Genomic DNA, 19656 nt, shown 5'->3' with positions numbered 1-19656 from the left:
TCGCGTGGTGGTATACCACCGTAACGGCTGGAATCTCTCCTGTGTTTCCCGGCAGCCTTTACTGACTGCTTAGAGGGCGTCTGGGTACCGTGAAGAAGGGGGCGCATCGGCAAAGACTTCGGCCGCTGCGGTCAAAGCAGGCGCAAGGACGCTGAGGGGCTGGGGGTTCAGGTGGCCGACGAGGACGAGGCGACCCGCGCGTACCGCCGTACGGCCCGGCCTTCGGAGGCACAGCCCCCGGTGGCACAGCCCCGCGCGGAGGCTCCGGCCGCTCGGGTGGGGTCCGGCAGGGAGGACACGGTCCCCCGCGTCCGCTCCAAGGTGTACGGCAAGCCGCGCTCCGGCGAGACTCCGATCCGCCCGCTCGGCGGGAGCGGGCACGAGCCCGGAGACCGGGACGGCGCCCCGCACGGTGGCGGCGGCGGGCCGAGGGGCCGTGACGGGGCCGTGCGCGGCGGCGGTGGCCGCGGGCCGAGGCGGACCGGCAGGACCATTCTGCGGGTCGTCGTGGTGCTGGTCGTGCTCCTGCTCGTCGCCGCCGTCGCCGGATATTTCTGGATCGGGTCCCGGTTGAAGCCGGTCGAGTCGCTGACCGACTACAGCGGACGGCCCGCCGAGACGCCGGGCGAGGACTGGCTGCTGGTCGGGTCCGACAGCCGGGCGGGGCTGACCGCGGCGCAGCGCAGGAAGCTCGCCACCGGCAAGGCCGTCGGCAAGCGCACCGACACGATGATGCTGCTGCACATCCCCGAGAGCGGCCGGCCGACCCTGGTCAGCCTGCCCCGCGACTCGTACGTCCCGATCGAGGGTCACGGCAGCGGCAAGCTGAACGCGGCGTACGCCTTCGGCGGGCCGAAGCTCCTGGCCAAGACCGTCGAGCGGGTGACCGGCATCCGGATCGACCACTACATGGAGATCGGCTTCGGCGGGTTCGTCGGCATCGTGGACGCGGTCGGCGGGGTCAACATCTGCGTGAAGCAGGACATCAAGGACCCGAAGGCCGGGATCGACCTGAAGAAGGGCTGCCAGGACATGGACGGTGGCACCGCGCTCGGCTATGTCCGCACCAGGGCCACCGGCGCCATCCCGGACTTCGAGCGCACCCAGCGGCAGCGTCAGTTCTTCTCGGCCGTCGTGCAGAAGGCCGCGAGCCCGGGCACGCTGATCAACCCGTTCACCTCGGTCCCGCTGGCGCTGAACGCGGCCGACTCGGTCGCCGTCGACCCCGGCACCGGCCTGTTCGACCTGCTGTCGGTCGGCCTGGCCATGCGCGAGGGACCCGTCGCCACCGCCGTGCCGGTCGGCTCGCTGCCGACGATCGGCGGCCAGGCGGTGGTCAAGTGGGACACGCAGAAGGCGCTGCGCCTGTTCGAGGCGCTCGCCGCCGACAAGCAGGTGCCCAAGGACGTGATCACCAAGTAACCGCGGCGGACGGTGTCGACGCGCCCGGCCGCTCATCCGTGCGCGCGGCGTGCGCGGCACGAGCGGCGGGGGTCAGCCTCCGGCGGAGGCGGCGATCGCCGCGGCGGTCGTGGCCGCGACGACGGCGGCGTGCACGGACGCGATCGTCTTGCGGACCGCCTCGCCCGTCCACTGGCCCTGGGCGATCTCCTTGACCCGGTCCTTCGGCGCCCCGGGGAACGCCTTGCGGTCGAGTTTGGCCGCGTGCATGACCGCGAACAGCACCGCCGTCCGCTCGTCGGGCTCGGCCCCGGTCAGCACGTCCTGGACGCGTTCCCGCACGCCCTGCTCGTGGCGCGGGTCGAGCTCCGGATAGCGCGTGGTGGGGAAGATCCCCAGGATCTTGCCCTCCTGCTCGCTCAGCACGCCCCGGGCGGCCAGGCGGGTGAGCAGCCGCTTGCGCAGCCTGCCCATGCGTAGCTTGCCCACCCACCAGCCGGCGTCGCGCCGCCTGGCCTCGCCGATGATCCGGGACAGCGTCGCGTCCAGTTCCTCGTCACCCAGCGGGGCGCCGTTCTCGACCCGCAGCTTCTTGCCGTCGAAGCCGACACGTCCGCGTACGGCGAGCTCCGCGAGCAGGGCGCCCGCCAGGGCGCAGTCGAGCTCAATCGACCCGATGATCGGCTTGCCGGTGTCCTCCCGGTAGGCCAGCAGCAGCACTTCCTCGGCGATCGTCAGTGTCACGTGATCGAGCGTAACGCGCCGATCCAGGCCAGAATGTGCCTTTATGGGAATATCTGATGAGCTGCACACCATCGGGCGGCCGATGCTCGACGCCCAGCTCGCGCACCCGACCGTACGCGGAATCGCGGCGGGTGACCTGCCCGAGCCGGTCTTCCGGTCGTGGCTGGAGCAGGACTACCTGTACCTGCTCGACTACGTCCGGGTGTTCAGCCGGCTGGCCTGGCAGGCTCCGGACGCCCACCTCGGTGACCTCGTCGATCTCGCGTACGCCACCTGGCACGACGAGCTGGACCTGCACCGGTCACTGTCGGCCGAGTTCGGCGCCGACCTCGACGGCGCCGTGAAGGGCCCGGCCTGCGCGGCGTACACCTCCTTCCTGCTGGAGGCGGCCGCCGACTACGGGGAGGGCCTGGCCGCGCTGTACCCCTGCATGTGGGGCTACTCGACGCTCGGCCGGATCCTGGCCGCCGACCCGCCCGCCGAGCCCCGATACAAGGCGTGGGTGGACACCTACGCCGATCCCGGCTTCGCCGCCCTCGCCGAGCGCATCGCCGTCATGATCGACGAGGCGGCTCCCGACCCGGCGCGCGCCCGGGAGCTGTTCGTCCGGGGCATGGAGCACGAGCTCGCGTTCTGGGACGTCCCTTAACCGGCCGGGTTAGTGTGAGGGCATGCCGGAGCTGCCCGAGGTCGAGGCGCTCGCCGAGTTCCTCCGCGAGCACGCCGTCGGCCATGCCGTCATCGGGGTCGACGTGACCGCCTTCCAGGCCCTGAAGACCGTCGACCCGCCCGTCACCGCGCTCGCCGGGCTGCTCGTCACCGGCGTGGCGCGGCACGGCAAGTTCCTCGACGTCGACTGCGACGGCCTGCACTTCGTCACCCACCTGGCGCGCGGCGGCTGGCTGCGCTGGCGCGACGACCTCACGGGCGCGCGGCCGGTGCGGCCGGGCAAGGGCCCGCTCGCGGTCCGCGTACGGCTGTCGCCCGGCGAGGACGGCCGCGCCCCCGGCTTCGAGCTCACCGAGGCCGGCACGCAGAAGCGCCTGGCGGTGTACGTGGTGCGCGATCCCGGGGACGTGCCCGGCGTCGCCGGCCTCGGGCCCGACCCGCTGGCGGAGGACTTCACGCCGGGCGTGCTGAAGACGATCGTGGGCGGCAGCCGGGCGCAGATCAAGGGCCTGCTGCGGGACCAGAAGGTGATCGCCGGCATCGGCAACGCCTACTCCGACGAGGTGCTGCACGTCGCGAAGATGTCCCCCTTCAAGATCGCCGGAACGCTGACGGACGGCCAGGTCGCCGACCTGCACGACGCGATCGTGAGCACGCTCCGGGACGCGGTCGGCCGGGCCAGGGGGCTGGCCGCCAAGGACCTCAAGTCGGAGAAGAAGTCGGGCCTGCGCGTGCACGGCCGTACGGGCGAGACGTGCGAGGTGTGCGGCGACACGATCAGGGAGGTGTCGTTCGCCGACTCGTCGCTGCAGTACTGCCCGACCTGCCAGACCGGCGGCAAGCCGCTGGCCGACCGCCGGCTGTCCCGCCTCCTCAAGTAGCGTCCGCGCATCACCGTGGGTCACAGCTTCCGGCATGGGCCCGGGCATCGGCGGCGTGCGGCCACAATGGGCGCATGACATTGCCGGAAATCACCCCTGACGCCCTGCCCGACGACGCGTACCTGCTCGACGTCCGTGAGAACGACGAGTGGGTGGCGGGCCACGCGCCCGGCGCCGTCCACATCCCGCTCGCCGAGCTGCAGGCGCGGGTGGACGAGGTGCCGCACGACCGGCCGGTGTACGTGGTCTGCCGCGTCGGCGGACGGTCGGCCCACGCCGCGATGTGGCTCAACCACATCGGCAGGGACGCCGTCAACGTGGACGGCGGCATGCAGCTGTGGGCGGCCGTCGGACGTCCGATGGTCAGCGAGACCGGCGGGGCGCCCTACGTCGCGTGAGAAGCCCTACCCCGCGTAGGAAAACGGTCAAAGAAGTGTCATAATCCCAAAGACATCATCAATACCCGCGGGAGCTCGGGCGTGACCGGGCTGAGAGGGCGGATCGAAGTCGTGCCGCCGACCGCATGAACCTGTCCGGATAATGCCGGCGTAGGGAGTGTGTGATGGCTTCTGCCGTCGTCGACGACGCGCACGCGGAGGTTCCCCTCACCCTGGACGAGGAGGCCCCCAGAACTCTGGGGCTGCTCGACCAGGGCGCGTTCTGGGCCAACCTCGGCGTCAGTCTCCTCGGCTTCTCGGGGGCCCTGTTCCTGCTCGACCCCCTGGGCGGCAAGCCGCTGACGTTCACCGCCGCGGTGCTCGCCGCCGTCGTCGGCAGCCTGCTGGGCACGGCCATGGTCGGCCTGGCCGCGATCCCCGGCGCGCGGACCGGCCGGCCGGCGATGGTGCTGCTGCGCGGCCTGTTCGGGGCCCGGCTCTCGTACATCCCGACCGTGCTGAACATCGTGCAGATGCTCGGCTGGGGCGCCTTCGAGCTGTGGGTCATCGCCAACGGCGCGCAGGCCCTGTTCGGCACGGCGGTGCCGTACGCGGTGTGGGCGGTCGCGGCCGGTGCGCTGACGATCGCGCTGACGATCCGGCCGCTCGGCGCGCTGCGGCTGCTGCGCCGCTACGTCACGGCGGGCGTGGTGGTCGCGATGATCTGGCTCTCGGTCGCCCTGTTCGCTCAGGGGCCGTCCGTGGGGGGCGGCTCCTGGGACGCCTTCGCCCCCGCCGTCGACTATGTCATCGCGCTGTCGGTGTCGTGGGTGCCGATGGCCGCCGACTACGCCAGGCACTCGCGGTCGAGCGGCGCGGCGTTCACCGGCGTGGTGGCGGGTTACACGATCGCCCAGGTGGCGTGCCTGGCGCTCGGCATCGCCGCGCTCGCCCTGGTGGGCAACGACCCGGACAAGGTGTGGGAGCCGTTCGTGGCCGCCCCGCTCGGGATCCTGTTCTTCGGCATCCTGGTGCTGCGCGAGGCCGACCAGTCGTTCGCGAACGTCTACTCGACGACCGTCTCGATCCAGAACCTCGCGCCGCGCTGGGACCGCCGGGCGATCTCGATCGTGATCGGCGTGCTCACGACTCTTATCGCGCTGTTCGCCGACGTGAACTCCTACGGCGCGTTCCTGAGCGTGATCGGGGCGGTCTTCGTGCCGATGTTCGCCGTCCTCGTGGTCGACTACTTCCTGCTCGGCGGGACGGCCCGGTGGAACACCGCCGAGGACGCCCCATCCCGGTGGCTCATGGTCGTGCCGTGGATCCTCGGGTTCGTGGCGTACTGGATCGTCACGTCCACCCCGACGGTCGGGTGGTGGGACGGGTTGTGGACCGACGTCCGCCTGGCCCTCGGGTTCGTCCACCAGCCCTGGATGAACGCCGCGCTCGCCGCGTTCCTGGTGGCCGCGCTGGCGACCGTGGCGCTGTCCGTCCCGGCCCGCCGCCTGCGGTCGCGGGGCCGGGCGGCCTAGAGCCGGGCCGGAGCAGAGCCGGGCCGGGCCGGGCTGGAGGAGGGCTAGAGAGCGCCTTCCAGGCGGAGCAGGTGCTCCTTGGCCGGCTGGCCGCCCGCGTAGCCGCCGAGCGCGCCGGGGCCCTCCACGGCCCGGTGGCACGGCAGGAGCAGGCAGACCGGGTTGCCGGCGAGGGCGTTGGCCACCGCGCGGGGCGCCTGCGGCCGCCCGATGCGCTCGGCGATGTCCTGATAAGTGGTGACGCTGCCGTACGGCACGGCCGGCATGAGCTGAATCACCGTACGGCTGAAGCCGGTGACCAGGCGCAGGTCCACGGAGAGGGAGAAGGTGCGCAGCCTGCCCGTGAAGTAGGCGTCGAGCTCCCTGCGGAGGGGATCGAGGCGGCGCGGGTCGGGTCCGATGAACGAGCCGACGGCGCGGGAGATGCGGGCGAAGACCTCGTGCTCGCCCTCGTAGGTGCAGGCCAGCACGCCGCGTGCGGTCACCGCGAGGACCAGGCGGCCCACCGGCGCGTCGGTGGTGCCGAAGGCGACCTCGGGCGGGGTCTCGCCGACGTAGCCCGGCGAGGTCACGCGCAGCAGGGCTTCGAGGTCCTCGGTGGACATGGGCGCCCCACTTTCTCTTCTCCGCGTGCAGGCAGCGTATCGGAGCGGTTGCGAGGTGACGGAAAAGGCCAAGATCAAAACGTGAAAGAAGGCACGATGGGGGCGTGGGTGACAGCAGCGTGGACGGCCGGGCGGCGGACATCGCCCCCGTGATCGCTGACACCGCGGACGTGCTCGCGGGCGGTTTCGACATGGAGCCGGGCGGCGGCGCCGGCACGGGTCTCCACGGGAGCGACGTCGAGGAGGGCCTCGCGCGTGCGGTCCTGGCCGGCTCCCCCGACGCGATCGTCGCGCTCGACCGCGACCTGGCCGTGCTGAGCTGGAACGCGGCGGCCGAGCGGATGTTCGGCTGGCCCGCGGCCGATCTGCTCGGCAGGCGGGCGCCGATCGTGCCCGACGAGCTGATGGCCGAGCACAACGCCGTGCTCGAACGCGTACGCGCGGGCGGCCGGGTGTCGCTGACCACCAAACGTCTGCACCGCGACGGGCGGCTGCTCGACCTGCGGGTGGACACGAGCGCGCTGAGCTCGCCGGGCGGCGTCCTGCTGGGGTACGTGAACGTCTACCACGCGGCCGAGGACGACGACGCGGCGCACGGCAGGATGGTGCGCCGCGCCCGCCTGGTGCGGCGGCTGACCGACGTGGTCGGCGACATCAACGCCGAACTCGACCTGCCCGTCGTGCTCGACCGGATCGCCGCGAGCCTGACCGAGCTGACCGGTGCCGACGCCGGCGGTTTCGTGTCCATCGAGGGGGACCGACTGCGCCTGGTCGGCGTCCACAGGTTGCCCGAGACGCTGCGCGGGGCCACCGCCGACCTGCACACGAGCCTGGTCGCCAAGCTGCTGCGCACCGGCAAGACCGTGCTGCTGGAGACCGGCCCGGAGGGCTTCCCGGACCTGATCTGGGCGCGCCTGCCCGGCCTGCACACGATCGCCGTCGGCATCGCCGCCGTCGGCGGGCGTCCCTATGGAGCGCTCTACGCGTTGTTCGCCCGGCGCAAGGCGAGTCATCTGGAGCTCGAACTGCTCGAACTGCTCGCCGGGCACGCCGGCATCGCGGTCGCCAACGCGACGGCCTACCAGGACGCGGTGCGGCAGCGCGCCCACGAGCGGGCGGTCTTCGACGCCAGCGCCGACGGCATCGCGGTGCTGGACGGCACGGGAGCGGTCGTGCGGTGGAACCCGGCCGCGGCCGAGCTGACCGGCCACCCGGCGGACCGGGTGATCGGCGGGCCTCCGCCCTTCCCGCTGCCGGCGCCGGGGGAGAAGCTGACCTTCCAGCTCCCGTCCGGCCGGTGGCTCGACGTGCTGTGCGCGGAGATCCGGGAGACGGGGGAGACCGTCGTCGACTTCCGCGACGTGACCAGGGCCAAGGAGCTGGAGGAGGCCAAGGACCTGTTCCTCGCCACCACCAGCCACGAACTGCGCACGCCGATCACGATCGTGCACGGCTTCGCCAGCACGCTCGACTCCCGCTGGGACCACCTGTCGGACGTGGAGCGGCGGTCGGCGGTCCACACGATCGCCGAGCGCGCCCGCTCGCTCGGGCAGCTCATGGACCATCTCCTGCTCGGCGCGCGGGCGGGCGCGGAGGAGCTGAAGGTCAGGGTCGAGCCCTTCGACCTGGCCGCCCGGGTGCACGCGGCGACGCTCGGGCTGCCGGTCCTGTCGGACCGGCACCGGCTGGAGGTGGACATCCCGCCCGATCTCCCCCGCGTGTACGGCGACGCCCTGGCCACCGACATCCTCCTGGCCCAGCTGCTGGAGAACGCGTTCAAGTACTCCCCCGACGGCGGCCTCATCCGGGTCGAGGCATGGCCGGAGGACGACCGGGTCGTGCTGGTGGTGGACGACGAGGGAGTGGGCATCGCGCCGGGCGACCGGGAACGGATCTTCGAGCGGTTCGTCCAGGCCGACAGCGGCAACCGGCGCAGGTTCGGCGGCGTCGGCCTGGGGCTCTACATCGTGCGCAACCTCGCCCGGGCCCAGGGCGGGGACGTCGCCGCGCTGCCCCGCTCCGGTGGGGGAACCCGGATGCGGCTGGTGCTGAACTCGGCGGAATCTTCATCCTGACAGGACAGAACGGAGCGTGGCGTCACCACTTAAGGACTGATCTATTGTCCAATGTGCACAAGCTGTGATGCGGGGCACGGTTTCCCGGCCGAGCGAGCGGGGCATTTCGGTCGTAGTTGCTCGTGCAGCAGATACGGGGGTAAGGGGGAGGTGAGTGCGTCGAGCGTCGTGATGCTGCCGTACGCACCGTCGAGCGTCGCCGTCGCACGTCAGCGCCTGAGCGCCGAGCTTTCGACCGCAGGGCTGCTCGCCTCCGCCGTCGACGACGTCGTGTTGATCATGAGTGAACTGCTGAGCAACGCGCTGCGCCACGCCCACCCTCTCCCGTGCGGACGGCTCAAAGTGGCCTGGATCTGCTCGGATTCGCAGGTCGAGGTGGCCGTGAGCGACGGCGGCGCGTACACGGAGCCCCGCGCGGGCCGCCCGACGCTGTCGTCCCTCGGCGGTCGTGGGCTCGGCATCGTGGAGTACCTGGCCGAGCGCTGGGGAGTCCGGCACGAGGAGGAGGCGACCACCGTCTGGGCCGTCGTGCCCGCCTCATGGCCTGACCAGAATGGGCATGCCGAGCTGTCCGAAATTCCGGTGCTGCGCGAGGTCGGCTGACGGGCGCGCTCACGCCCCGCGCACAGCCACGGCTCAGGGCCGGGGTTCAGGGCCGGGGCTTGGCGGGCGCGGTTCAGGGCCGGGGTTCAAGGTCGCGGTTCAGGGCCGGCCGAGGGCGTGCTCCATGCAGATCAGGTCGTCGCGGGAGTCCCACGACGCGGTGACGGTGAACCCGAGCCGCTCGTAGAGGGCGATCGCCGTCGTCCGCCACCGCCACACCGACAGCCGTACCGACCGCAGGCCGATCGCGTGCGCCCGGGAGAGCGCGGCACGGACGAGCGCGGCGGCCACGCCCCTGCCCCGCTCGTCCGGGTCCACCCACAGGCGTTTGATCTCCGCCCGTCCGCCGGCGGGCGCCGCGAGCACCACGCAGCCGATCGCGGCGTCGCCGCGGCGCGCGACCAGCACGACGTCGTCAGCGAACGCCGCGCCCGGGTTCTCGACCTCCGCCCGGTAACGCTCGGGCAGGCGCGTGGCGTCGGCCACCGGGACGCCCTTCTCGGCCTCGGTTCGCAGGTGGTAGGCGGCCAGAAGCGCCCGCACGTCCTCCCGGCCGTCGTCCCCGGCCGCCCAGGTCGCTATCGCGAGGTCACCGATCATGGCCGCCAGCATTCCACCGATCCCGGGTCAGGCCGCGCGTGGGTAGAGCACGGCCCGCTCGGCCGTCGTCCAGGCGCTGCTCACGAGCAGGTAGACGCCCGCCGCGAGCGGGAGGAAGGCCGCGGCGAGCACGGTCCAGAACGGCATCAGGACCGCCAGGCGCCGCATCGGCGTGGCGGGCTCGACCCTGCGGGCGGCGATCACGGCCACGGCCACGAGCAGCGCGAGCAGCGCGGCGAACACCCCGGCGGCAGGGCTGAGCAGGCCCGCCCCGGCGAGCACGGCGGCGAGGTGCTCCCCCAGCGGCACGCCGAGCACGCTCTGGGCCAGCAGCAGGTTCGGGTGCCCCGCGATGACGGCCGCCGTGAACAGCCGGTAGGTCACCGTGAAGAACGGCCACTGCGCGAACGCCGGGAGATAGCCGGTGAACTGGCCGACGCCCTCCTTGGCGTACAACGCGTTGACCTCGCGCAGGAGCCGCTGCGGGTCGTTCTTCCACCGCGTGCGCAGCCCGTCCACCTGGGGTGCGAGCCGCATGCGGATCCGCTGCGCCCGCGCGACGCGGACGCTCAGCGGCAGCAGCGACAGCCGTACGGCGAGGGTGACCAGGACGATCGCGAGTCCGGCGCCGGTGAGGTGGCTGAGCGCGTCGATGAGGCGGTAGGCGGGGTCGAGCACGAAGTCGAACATGGGAAGCCTTTCGTCTGTGACCTGTTGCCGGTGGATGAGGGCATGACGAAAGCGCTCGTCCGGCTGGATTTCCGGTCAGACGAGCGCGGGGCTTCCTGATGGTGCGCGGGGACGGGGACGGCCAGGCGCGCCGGGATCACGCAACCTGACCATCGCCGTCTCACCGTTGTACGACGGCCTGCCCGGCCCCCGGCGCAGAAGGGGGACGCCGGTCAGCCGGCAGAGCATCCAGGCGAACACCAGGACGGCCACGCCGGCCAGGCCGACCGTGGTCAGCGCGCCGGGGTCCGGGGACCCGGCGGCCAACTCGGCCAGCAGCCAGAGGAGCGATCCGATGGCGGCCTGGAGCGTGTTCACCTCAGCGGGACAGCTTCCCGACGACGGTGACGACGACCACGGCGACGAGGGCGATGATGCCGATGATCAGCAGGAACTTCAGCGTCGCGAACAGTGCGGGGATCACGAATCCGAACACCAGCCAGAGGGCCAGGAGGATCCCCAGTACGGTCAGTACGGTACGGGCCATAGCCACAAGGTACGCGGTGGGACCGACAACCGCGAGCTTGATCGTGTCGGCCGTCCTCGGCCTCGCGATGCGTCCACCTGGATCCGCGCTCGCGACGGGCGGCATCCGGCAGCCACACCCCTGATTCGGAACCGGTTCGCATACCCGTGATTCATGAGGTTTCACGTGAATCATCGCGTTCGGCGGCAGTTCGTCGACAGAACGTCATGGCTCCTCCGGCGGCCTCTTGCGGTCCCATCGGCTGCCTGCGCCGCATGCGGCGTAGACTCCACTCGATCACCGCGAATCACCCGACTCGTGGCGTCCCTGACGCGGTTGCGCGGCGCACACGATCCGGTCCCCCTGGTTGAGGCATGAACCTTCCGCGACTCACACCGGCCCTCCAAGGGCGTTTCAGTCCGCTGCGCTTCGATCCGCACCATCGGCTGTCCGGCCCGGACGTCGAGACCCTGCTGGAGGCGGCCCGGTGGGCTCCGTCCGCCGGTAACTCGCAGCCCTGGTCGTTCCATCTGCGCCGCCGGGGAGAGGACGGGCACGAGCAACTCGTGGAGCACCTCGCCGGAAGTTCGCGCCGGTGGGCGCCCGATGCGAGCGCGCTGGTCGTCAACCTGGCCCGTCACGAGACCGACGACAGCGGCCTGCTCTACTCCGAGTTCGCCGACTACGACCTCGGCCAGGCGGTGGCCCACATGACTGTGCAGGCCCACGCGATGGGCCTGTCCTGCAGGCAGTTTCGCGCCTTCGACCTGGAGGGGCTGCACAACCGGCTCGGCGTCAGGCCCGGCTGGCGGATCCTCACGATGACGGCCATCGGCGTGCCGCCCCTGGACGACACGACACCTCCCGCACGAGAGCGTCGCAGCATCGTGGACCTGCGTACCGCGGGAGTGTCGTCTCCCTGATGCCGCAGACGCGGCGGCCGGGGACGACCGTGTCCACGAAGTGCGTGTTCTCCTCGAAGTGCGACGGCCGCCGCGAGCGGCGGGTTCTTACGGGGCGATGACGGCGCTTCGCCGGGGCGCCCGGCGGACTTACCGTGGGGGACGTGCCCTCCTCGAGAACTTCCCAGAATCCCGCCCGCGTCCTGGTGGTGGAAGACGACCCCACCGTCGCCGAGGTGGTGGCCCGCTATCTGGAACGCGACGGGCACGAGGTCGAGTGCGTGGGCGACGGCGCCGAGGCGCTGCGCCGGGCTCTGGCCGACCCGCCCGACCTGATGGTTCTCGACCTGATGCTGCCCAAGCTCGACGGCCTGCAGGTCTGCCGGAAGCTGCGGGAGCGCCGGCCCGTGCCGGTGATCATGCTGACCGCCCTCGGCGAGGAGATGGACCGGGTGGTCGGCCTGGAGACCGGCGCGGACGACTACGTGACGAAGCCGTTCAGTCCGCGCGAGCTGGCCCTGCGCGTGCAGTCCGTGCTGCGGCGGGCCCGGGGCGCGCTGGTGCCCACCGGCACCGGCGTGCTGCGCGACGGCGACCTGGTGGTCGACGTCGGCGCCCACGAGGTGCGCCTGGGCGGCAAGGAGATCACCCTGACCGCCCGCGAGTTCGACCTGCTCGTCTACCTGCTGCGCAACCCCCGCCAGGCGTTCAGTCGTACGGCCCTGCTCGACCAGGTCTGGGGCTGGTCGTTCGGCGACTCCTCCACCGTGACGGTCCACGTGCGCAGGCTGCGGGAGAAGATCGAGGACGACCCCACCGACCCGCACCGGATCGTGACGGTCTGGGGCGTCGGCTACCGCTACGAACCGCTGTCGTGATCGTCCAGATCGTCGCGGTCGCGGCCGGGCTCGGTCTCGTCATCGCGGCCCTCGGCCTGGCGCTGCTGCGGGCGCTGCGCCGCCGGTCGATCGGCGTGATGCTCGCGGTCGTGGCGGCGGTGACGGTCTCCGCGACACTGGCCGGGGTGGTCGCCATCACGCTCGCCATGATCATCGACGGGCGGCCGAAGAACATCGTGCTCACCGTCGTCGGCATCGGCGGCCTGGTGGGGCTCGGTGTCGCTCTGGTGAACGCCCGGACGGTGGTGCGCGCCAGCAGGAGCCTCGTCGGCGCGCTGGAGCGCGTGCCGCCCTCCGGCCGGTTCGTCCCGCCGCCCACGCCGCTCCCGGCCGAGCTGCAGACCATCAGCACCGCGCTGGAGCAGGCCTACGAGCGGCTGCGGCTGGGCCGCGAGCGCGAGCGGGCGCTGGAGAGCGCGCGGCGCGAACTGGTCGCGTGGGTCAGCCACGACCTGCGCACCCCCCTGGCCGGCATGCGGGCGATGGTGGAGGCGCTGGAGGACGGGGTGGCCGACGACCCCGAGACCGTCAAGCGCTATCACGTCCAGATCAGGGTGGAGGTCGACCGGCTCGCCGGGATGGTGGAGGACCTGTTCGAGCTGTCGCGGATCCACGCGGGCGCGCTGCGGCCCACGCTCACCCGCACGGGGCTCGGCGACCTCGTCGCGGACACCCTCGCCGCCGTCGAGCCGCTCGCCCGCGCCGGGGGCGTGCGCCTGACCGGGGAGGCGGACCCGCGCGTCCCGGTCCACGCCGACGCCGGGCAGCTCGGCCGGGCCGTACGCAATCTGGTGGTGAACGCGATCCGTCACACGCCCGCCGGGGGAACGGTCGTCGTGCGGGCGACGGCGGACGGGACCACCGCCCGCCTGTCCGTGCTCGACGGCTGCGGCGGCATCCCGGAGGAGGACCTTCCCCGGGTCTTCGACGTCGCGTTCCGCGGCGAGGCGGCGCGGACGCCGGGCCCCGACGGCGGCGCCGGGCTCGGCCTCGCGATCGCGCGCGGCATCGTGGAGGCCCACGACGGCGGGATCGGCGTGGTCAACGAGGGTCCCGGCTGCCGCTTCGAGATCACACTGCCGTTGGCCTGAGGCTCACTCCGGCTCGTTCGCGGCGGTCCCGCCCACGGTGAAGGGCGTGGTGACCCCCTCGTACATGAGGTGGGCGACGAGACCTTCGGTCGCGTGCGGCAGGTTGTGACAGTGGTCCATCCAGATGCCGGGGTTGCCGGCCACGAAGGCGATCTCGTACGTCTCGCCGGCGCCGACCTCGAGCGAGTCCACCCACCACGGGCTGCCCGTCGCCCGTACGCCGTCCCGGCTCAGCACCACGGCGTGGTGGCCGTGCAGATGCATCGGGTGCGGCTCGCCGCTGTCGTTGACGATGCGCACCCGCACCACGTCGCCCTCGGCGACGACGAACATCGGCACGTCGGGGAACATGTGACCGTTGATCGTCCACCAGATCCCGGGACGCCCGTCCAGGAAGCCGGGGCGGCGCCCGATCTCGTAGTCGAACCGCCGGTCGGGCCGGTCGGCGTCGAGCCCCAGCGGGGCCGGCGTGCCGTAGGAGAGCAGGTCGAGTGTGACCGCGGGCCGGGGGACGGCGGGCACGTCGTACGACCGCGAACCGAGCACGACGCCGGCCGGGCCGCCGACGTGGACCCGCACCGGCGAGCCGTCCTCGGGCATGGTCACCTCGATGTCGGCGCGGCCACCCGCCGTGACCGGCACGGCGGTGTCCCGCACGGGTGCGGGCTCGTGCAGGTCGGTGCCGTCGACGGCGACGAGCCGGAACGGGGCTCCGCCGACCCATACGGGTGTCTGGCCGTTCTCCGTGTTGATCACCCGCACACGCACCCGCTCGCCGGGGCGGGCTTCGGCGCGCACGTCGCCCTCCCGGCCGTTGATCGTGCGGGCTCCGTCGTAGAGGTGCATCAGCGCCACGACGTCGACGACGCCGGCGGGCGGGCGCGCCGGGGCGACCACGAGGGCGCCCAGCAGGCCGCGGCGCACCTGCTCGTGGGAGACCTGGTGGGAGTGGTACCAGAAGGTGCCGGCCTGACCGGCGACGAAGCGGTAGGTGAACGACCCGCCCACGCGGACCGCGTCCTGGGTGACACCGGCGACCCCATCGGCGGCGTTCGGCACGTCGACTCCGTGCCAGTGCAGCGTGATGCCGTCCGGCACCGACTCGTTCACCAAGCGGACCTGCACCAGCTGTCCGACCGTCGCGTGGATGACGGGGCCGGGCGAGGTGCCGTTCAGGGTGTAGCCGTCCACCGAGCGGCCGGTGGGCAGCCGGAACCGCTGCTTGCGGGCGACCAGAGTGACCGCGACGTCGGCCGCGCGGCCCGGATCTGCGGTCAACGACGTCAGGCTGCGCGCCGGCGTGCCGTGCCCTGCGTGTCCGGTGCTGTCTCTGGCACTGTCTCCGGCGCTGTGCCCTGCGCCGTGTCCGGTGCTGTGCTGTGTGTGCTCTGCGTGCTCCGAAGTGCCGGCCACGTGGGTCAGGGCGCCGCCGTGGTCGGCGTACCCCATGTCCATGACGGAGTACGTACCGGGCATGAGGCTGTCCTGCCAGAGCCAGATCGGCGGGCCGAGCAGGGCGAGGGTCGCGGCGCCCGCCAGGGCGAGGCGCAGGCGGGCGCCGCGGCGGCGAGTCCTGTCCATCGTGTCGCCGTCAGACGGCGGTCTCGACACGGGCGTGCGACCGGTCCGGGACGCTCTCCGTCCGGCGGCCACGGCGTGCGGCGTGGACGGCCGCGCTGAACAGCAGCAGTGCGTTCAGGCCGTGCAGGGCGCCCAGGGCGGGGATCTGGTGACCGAGGAGACCGAGGGAGACCTGGACCACGACGAGCAGGACCACGAGGGCCGCCCCCTTGACCGCCCCGGGGATCTCGGCGAAGAACGAGGAGACCAGCAGGAGCAGCGCGATCACGGGGATGACCATCATCCCGTTCACGCCGTGGACCATGAAGGCGAAGAACTCGGGGAACTGGATCCCCCCGCTCTCCGCGGTCGCCTTGTCGATCACGCCACCCTGTTCGACGTACTTGAACAGGCCGGCGTCGCCGAGGACGACCATCATCGCCTGCACGGCGACCTCGGCGGCGACGAGCGAGGCCAGGACCTTGTAGACCAGTTTCATGACGCTCTTCCCATCCAGGACCTGGAAGCCCTTCCACGTCCAGGCTTCGCGGTCCTCTCCTGTGTCGGCCGGCGTCCGTCTCCGTACGCCGGCCCTTACACAGGGGAAGTTAGGAGCGCCTCCATGGCGGTCGCTTAACGACGACTTCGCCGGCTCTTGGCGCCGGGAGAAGCCGCAGGAAAGCGCAGGTCGGCGAGGTCACGGTTCGCCCTGGTGCTCCAGCTGGCCGCGCCACGGGGGGATGCCGGGAGCGGCCTCCCGGCGGCGCGGGGCGAACGCCTCCGTCATGGCCCGGAACGTGGGGCAGGGCCAGCGCCACATGCAGCTCCGGCACCGCAGGATGGGGTTGGCCGGGTCGCTCGAGATGCCGCCCGCGTCCCTGGGCTGATGCAGGTCGAGCAGCCGGATGCCGAGCTCGGAGAAGCACAGCAGCTCCTCGCGGGCCTCGGCGAGGAAATCGAGGTCCTCGGCCGCCAGGCGGGCGCTGACCGGGACGTACCCCTCGCGGTTGACCAGGCCGCGCAGCGGCTCGGCCGCCTCGCGCCACGACGAGGCCTTCTCGGTGCGCACCTGGATGGTCTCCAGATGCTCGCGCAGCACGCGGCGGTGGGGATCCTCGGGTATCTCAGTGTTCATCTGATCTCGGGCCCGCTGTGCTCGGCGCCCGCCCTCCTTTGCGAAGTGACGACCAAGACGCGGAGGTTCCGGGCCCTCCATCCGGCGACGCCGGTGTCGCATAGCGTCAAGCTTCGCGCACTCGCCGTTTACATGGGGCCGGAATCGGGGACAAAGGGCGGACGACTCTTCGATGAATCCGATGGAGCGTGACCCGGGGCCGGGACGACGCTAGTGTGCGCCTCGTGGAGCTCAAAGTCGCGACGCAATCCCACGCCGGTCAGGCCGTCATGGCTGTCTTCGGCGAAATCGACCTATATACCGCGCCCCGGCTGCAGGCGGAGTTCACCCGCCTGCTGGAGACCGGGCCGGACCGGGTGGTCATCGACATGTCCGGAGTGGAGTTCTGCGACTCCACGGGCATGAACGTGCTGCTGTCGGCGCTCAAGCGGCTGCGCGAGCGGGGCGGCACGCTGGAGGTGGCGGCGCCGAGACCGGCGGTACGCAAGATTTTGCAGGTCACCGGGCTGGACTCGGTGTTCACCGTGCACGACACGGTGCCCGCCGATCTGCTCACGGCCGAGCACCAGGGTTAGGCGCATGGGGGAAATGGCAGTGCCCGAGCCGGACACCGCGGTGGTGATCCCGGCGAAGGACGAGGCCGACCGGATCGGCGCCACCGTGACCGCCGCCCTGAAGCTGCCCGGCGTGGATCTCGTGGTCGTGGTCGACGACGGCTCGTCCGACGAGACCGGCCGGGTGGCCAGGGCGGCGGGCGCCCGCGTCGTACGGCACAGCCGCAACCGGGGCAAGGCCGCGGCGATGGAGAGCGGGGCCGAGGCGGTGCGCCTCCTCGACGAGGAGCATCCTCGGCACCTGCTGTTCCTCGACGCCGACCTGGGCGAGACGGCGGCGGCGGCCCTCCCGTTGATCGCGCCGGTGCGCGACGGCGAGGCCGACATGACCATCGCGGCGTTCATGACCAGGGTCAAGCTCGGCGGGCACGGCATGGTCGTACGGCTGGCCCGTGACGGCATCAAGCGGCTCACCGGCTGGGAGGCGACCCAGCCGCTCAACGGGCAGCGCTGTCTCACCCGGGCCGCGTTCGAGGCGGGCCGGCCGCTCGCGCACGGTTTCGGCGTCGAGACCGGCCTGACCGTCGACCTGCTCAGGAAGGGTTTCCGGGTGGTCGAGGTCGAGGTCGAAATGGCGCACCGGGCGACCGGCACCGACTGGCGCTCCCAGTTGCACAGAGCCCGGCAGCTCCGCGACGTCGGCCTGGCCCTCGCCGCCCGCGAGCCCGCCGTGGGCCAGGCGCGCTCCGCCCTCCGCCCGCCGCGCCGCTGAGCCGCGCCGCTGCGTCGGGCCGCTGACCCGCTGTGGCGGCCCGTGCGCCCGGGAGGCCCGAACCGGTGACTTCGCCGACGTCGCGGGCCGATGTGGTGGAATTCTCGGGTGGATTCTCGGGGGCGCGCACGGACCGCCGCCCGGCTGGCCCCGGCCGCCGGCGGCCTGTCGATCCTCCTCACGATCACGATCGGCGCCCTCGGGCCGTCCGCGATGGTGCCCGCGCTGCCCGGGCGGCCGTGGCAGCCTCCCTACTCCCTCGGCCTCGCGCCCGGCGGCCACCTCGTCGTCGCCCTGGCCGCCGCGGCGCTCGTGCTCGGCGCGATCGGCCTGGCCGCCGGCCTCGCGTACCCCGACCGGATGCCGCGGGCGCGCACGCTGGTCCTGGCCGGGTGCGCCGCCGCCGTGGTCCTCGCGTTCCTGCCGCCCTCCGGGTCGGCCGATCACCTCAACTACGCGGCGTACGGCCGGATGGCGGCTCTCGGCCTCGACCCGTACGTGACCGTGCCCGCCGACCTTCCCGCCGATCCCGTCGTCGGCCGGGTGGAGGAGTGGACCAGGACGCCCAGCGTGTACGGCCCGGTCGCGACGGCCGTGCAGGCGCTGGCGAGCCACGCGGGAGGCGAGTCGGTCCGGCTGACGGTCTTCGTGATGGCCCTGGTCAACGCCGCCGCGTTCATCGCCACCGGCCTGCTGCTCCACCGGGCCGCCGCCGGCGACACCGTACGGCAGCGCCGCGCGGCCCTGCTGTGGACGGCCAACCCGCTGGTCGTCTACGAGCTCGTGGCCGGGATGCACCTCGACACCGTGGCCATCGCGTTCGTCGTGGCCGGGCTGGCCGCCCGCAGGGGCGTGCCGCTCGGCCTGGGCGTCGCGGTCAAGGCCACCGTGGGCCTGGTGGCGCTGGGCACGGCGTGGGAGCTGCGCAGGAACCCGCGGCGGCTCGCCCTGGTCGCCGGGCTGGCGGCGCTGACCGTGCTCGTGGCCTATCTGCTGGCCGGGCCCCACGCGCTCGACCAGCTGCTGAACGCCAGCAAGTCGGTCTCGCTCGCCACGCCGTGGAAGCTCGCGCAGAGGGCGCTGCAGGCGCTGTCCGGCCCTGGGGCCTACCGGGCGTGGATCCAGGCCGGGTCGCTGCTCCTGCTGGCCGTGCTCGCCGTCCTCCTGCTGCGGGGACGCCCCGCGGCGGACCGCGAGGGGCCGGTGGTCGCCCTCGCCGTCGCCGTGGCCTGGCTGTTCGCCACGCCGTACGCGCTGCCCTGGTACGACGGGCTGGGGTTCGCGCTGCTGGCCCTGGTCGCCTGGCCGGGCCTGGAGGCGTTCCTGGTCGCCCGGCTCGCCGTGCTCTCGCTGGCCTACCTGCCCGCGCGCCAGGCGGATCAGCCGCGCGACCTGGGCTGGCTCGTCGACGTGGTCAGGGCCTGGGTGGCGCCGTCGCTCCTGCTGGCGCTGACGATCGCGCTGCTGTGGTGGGCGGCGCGGTCTGCAGCGCGCGTACGGACGCCGCGAGCGCCAGCGGCACCGCGACCGTCAGGGCCATCGCCGGGATCGCGATCCCCGAGTCGTTGATCAGGAACCCGGCGAACGCCGCGGTCAGCGCCCCGATCAGCCCGGCCCGCAACTCCGGGACCCGTTCGTACGCCAGGCTGAGCGCGGCGGCGCCCCACCGCGACGGCCGGGCCAGCACGAGGAACAGGAACGCCAGCGCGACCAGCGACAGCAGCGTCAGCGGCAGGTTGCCCAGCGTGTGGAGCATCGCCCCGAGCTTGCGCCCGACGACCGAACCGCCCTCGCCGGTGACGAGCTGCTGGACGAAGGCCCCCAAATGGGTACGCCGGTCGGCGGGCCGCAGCCAGTCGAGCACCGCGATCAGCGCGATGAGCACGACCCCCGCCACGGCGACCAGCCCGAGCCGGAGGACCGACACCCGCCCGCCCGCGGCCATGAGCACGCACACCGCGACGCCCAGCACGAACGACGGCACCCCGCCGAAGTCCGCGCCCCACGTCGGCCAGCCGTCCCCCGCGATCGCGAGCAGGCCGTACGCCGTGCAGACGG

22 protein-coding genes and 1 riboswitch are annotated in these 19656 nt (G+C 72.6%); of the genes, 13 read left to right on the top strand and 9 right to left on the bottom strand.

What is annotated here, in order from left to right; genetic code table 11:
• Positions 1-171 precede the first annotated feature (171 nt).
• Entirely contained in the window at positions 172-1422 is a 1251-nt protein-coding gene (locus ACWEQG_RS35000) for an LCP family protein (RefSeq protein WP_452291431.1), read from the top strand.
• 72 nt (positions 1423-1494) lie between these two features.
• Here ACWEQG_RS35000 and ACWEQG_RS34995 read toward each other — a convergent pair whose 3' ends face one another.
• Positions 1495-2145 (bottom strand): GOLPH3/VPS74 family protein, encoded by a 651-nt coding sequence (locus ACWEQG_RS34995; RefSeq protein ID WP_452291429.1) that lies wholly within the window; start codon positions 2143-2145, stop codon positions 1495-1497.
• 43 nt (positions 2146-2188) lie between these two features.
• On the opposite strand from ACWEQG_RS34995, the gene ACWEQG_RS34990 reads away from it, so the two are divergent.
• From ACWEQG_RS34990 to ACWEQG_RS34975, 4 genes are all read left to right on the top strand, one after another.
• Positions 2189-2794 (top strand): TenA family protein, encoded by a 606-nt coding sequence (locus ACWEQG_RS34990; RefSeq protein WP_452291427.1) that lies wholly within the window; start codon positions 2189-2191, stop codon positions 2792-2794.
• 22 nt (positions 2795-2816) lie between these two features.
• Entirely contained in the window at positions 2817-3695 is an 879-nt protein-coding gene (locus ACWEQG_RS34985) for an Fpg/Nei family DNA glycosylase (protein WP_452291425.1), read from the top strand.
• Positions 3696-3769: 74 nt separating this feature from the next.
• Complete coding sequence (locus tag ACWEQG_RS34980; protein WP_452291423.1) at positions 3770-4093, top strand: rhodanese-like domain-containing protein; 324 nt, start codon at positions 3770-3772, stop codon at positions 4091-4093.
• Positions 4094-4150: 57 nt separating this feature from the next.
• Positions 4151-4267: riboswitch (TPP riboswitch) on the top strand.
• On the top strand, positions 4258-5607 hold the full coding sequence (locus ACWEQG_RS34975; RefSeq protein ID WP_452291421.1) for a purine-cytosine permease family protein: 1350 nt from the start codon (positions 4258-4260) through the stop codon (positions 5605-5607). It overlaps the preceding riboswitch by 10 nt.
• Before the next feature lie 44 nt (positions 5608-5651).
• On the opposite strand, the gene ACWEQG_RS34970 is transcribed toward ACWEQG_RS34975, so the two are convergent.
• Positions 5652-6212, bottom strand: coding sequence for a methylated-DNA--[protein]-cysteine S-methyltransferase (locus tag ACWEQG_RS34970; protein ID WP_452291419.1), 561 nt, complete (start codon positions 6210-6212; stop codon positions 5652-5654).
• Between the two features lie 191 nt (positions 6213-6403).
• On the opposite strand from ACWEQG_RS34970, the gene ACWEQG_RS34965 reads away from it, so the two are divergent.
• Together ACWEQG_RS34965 and ACWEQG_RS34960 are read left to right on the top strand one after the other, a co-directional pair.
• A complete protein-coding gene (locus ACWEQG_RS34965; RefSeq protein ID WP_452291584.1) occupies positions 6404-8287 on the top strand; it encodes a PAS domain S-box protein in 1884 nt (627 codons plus the stop codon).
• Between the two features lie 150 nt (positions 8288-8437).
• The gene (locus tag ACWEQG_RS34960) at positions 8438-8890 is read left to right on the top strand and encodes an ATP-binding protein (protein WP_363462686.1); all 453 of its coding nucleotides are present in this window, start codon (positions 8438-8440) and stop codon (positions 8888-8890) included.
• Between the two features lie 99 nt (positions 8891-8989).
• Here ACWEQG_RS34960 and ACWEQG_RS34955 read toward each other — a convergent pair whose 3' ends face one another.
• The 4 genes from ACWEQG_RS34955 to ACWEQG_RS34940 form a co-directional block, all read right to left on the bottom strand.
• Positions 8990-9490, bottom strand: coding sequence for a GNAT family N-acetyltransferase (locus ACWEQG_RS34955; RefSeq protein ID WP_452291417.1), 501 nt, complete (start codon positions 9488-9490; stop codon positions 8990-8992).
• Positions 9491-9517: 27 nt separating this feature from the next.
• Positions 9518-10180: a YidC/Oxa1 family membrane protein insertase gene (locus tag ACWEQG_RS34950; RefSeq protein WP_452291415.1), complete on the bottom strand. Its 663-nt coding sequence runs from the start codon at positions 10178-10180 to the stop codon at positions 9518-9520.
• A gap of 75 nt (positions 10181-10255) precedes the next feature.
• Positions 10256-10537, bottom strand: coding sequence for a DUF6412 domain-containing protein (locus ACWEQG_RS34945; protein WP_452291413.1), 282 nt, complete (start codon positions 10535-10537; stop codon positions 10256-10258).
• 1 nt (position 10538) lies between these two features.
• The gene (locus ACWEQG_RS34940; RefSeq protein WP_182905071.1) at positions 10539-10706 is read right to left on the bottom strand and encodes a hypothetical protein; all 168 of its coding nucleotides are present in this window, start codon (positions 10704-10706) and stop codon (positions 10539-10541) included.
• A 353-nt stretch (positions 10707-11059) separates the two neighbouring features.
• Between ACWEQG_RS34940 and ACWEQG_RS34935 the strand changes: the two genes are divergently transcribed.
• From ACWEQG_RS34935 to ACWEQG_RS34925, 3 genes are all read left to right on the top strand, one after another.
• Positions 11060-11608 (top strand): nitroreductase family protein, encoded by a 549-nt coding sequence (locus tag ACWEQG_RS34935; RefSeq protein WP_452291411.1) that lies wholly within the window; start codon positions 11060-11062, stop codon positions 11606-11608.
• A 143-nt stretch (positions 11609-11751) separates the two neighbouring features.
• Positions 11752-12465: a response regulator transcription factor gene (locus ACWEQG_RS34930; protein WP_182905073.1), complete on the top strand. Its 714-nt coding sequence runs from the start codon at positions 11752-11754 to the stop codon at positions 12463-12465.
• Positions 12462-13577 carry a sensor histidine kinase gene (locus ACWEQG_RS34925; protein WP_452291409.1) on the top strand — a complete coding sequence of 372 codons (1116 nt, stop codon included), beginning with the start codon at positions 12462-12464 and terminating at the stop codon, positions 13575-13577. The genes ACWEQG_RS34930 and ACWEQG_RS34925 overlap by 4 nt, the downstream gene beginning before the upstream one ends.
• 3 nt (positions 13578-13580) lie before the next feature.
• On the opposite strand, the gene ACWEQG_RS34920 is transcribed toward ACWEQG_RS34925, so the two are convergent.
• The 3 genes from ACWEQG_RS34920 to ACWEQG_RS34910 form a co-directional block, all read right to left on the bottom strand.
• Entirely contained in the window at positions 13581-15158 is a 1578-nt protein-coding gene (locus tag ACWEQG_RS34920; protein WP_452291408.1) for a multicopper oxidase family protein, read from the bottom strand.
• Between the two features lie 10 nt (positions 15159-15168).
• Positions 15169-15636: a hypothetical protein gene (locus ACWEQG_RS34915; protein ID WP_452291406.1), complete on the bottom strand. Its 468-nt coding sequence runs from the start codon at positions 15634-15636 to the stop codon at positions 15169-15171.
• Between the two features lie 198 nt (positions 15637-15834).
• Positions 15835-16272 (bottom strand): hypothetical protein, encoded by a 438-nt coding sequence (locus tag ACWEQG_RS34910; RefSeq protein WP_452291404.1) that lies wholly within the window; start codon positions 16270-16272, stop codon positions 15835-15837.
• Positions 16273-16496: 224 nt separating this feature from the next.
• Here ACWEQG_RS34910 and ACWEQG_RS34905 point away from each other — a divergent pair, with 224 nt between their 5' ends.
• The 3 genes from ACWEQG_RS34905 to mptB all read left to right on the top strand — a co-directional run bounded on the left by ACWEQG_RS34905 (position 16497) and on the right by mptB (position 19167).
• Positions 16497-16847: an STAS domain-containing protein gene (locus tag ACWEQG_RS34905; RefSeq protein ID WP_030511009.1), complete on the top strand. Its 351-nt coding sequence runs from the start codon at positions 16497-16499 to the stop codon at positions 16845-16847.
• A gap of 4 nt (positions 16848-16851) precedes the next feature.
• Entirely contained in the window at positions 16852-17598 is a 747-nt protein-coding gene (locus ACWEQG_RS34900) for a glycosyltransferase family 2 protein (protein ID WP_452291403.1), read from the top strand.
• A gap of 108 nt (positions 17599-17706) precedes the next feature.
• Positions 17707-19167 (top strand): polyprenol phosphomannose-dependent alpha 1,6 mannosyltransferase MptB, encoded by a 1461-nt coding sequence (gene mptB / locus ACWEQG_RS34895; protein ID WP_452291401.1) that lies wholly within the window; start codon positions 17707-17709, stop codon positions 19165-19167.
• The last annotated feature ends 489 nt before the right edge of the window (positions 19168-19656 follow it).

The organism is Microbispora sp. NPDC004025 (assembly GCF_053604425.1).
The sequence above is the reverse complement of the archived record's forward strand: the minus strand, read 5'-3'. Positions and strand labels throughout refer to the sequence as shown.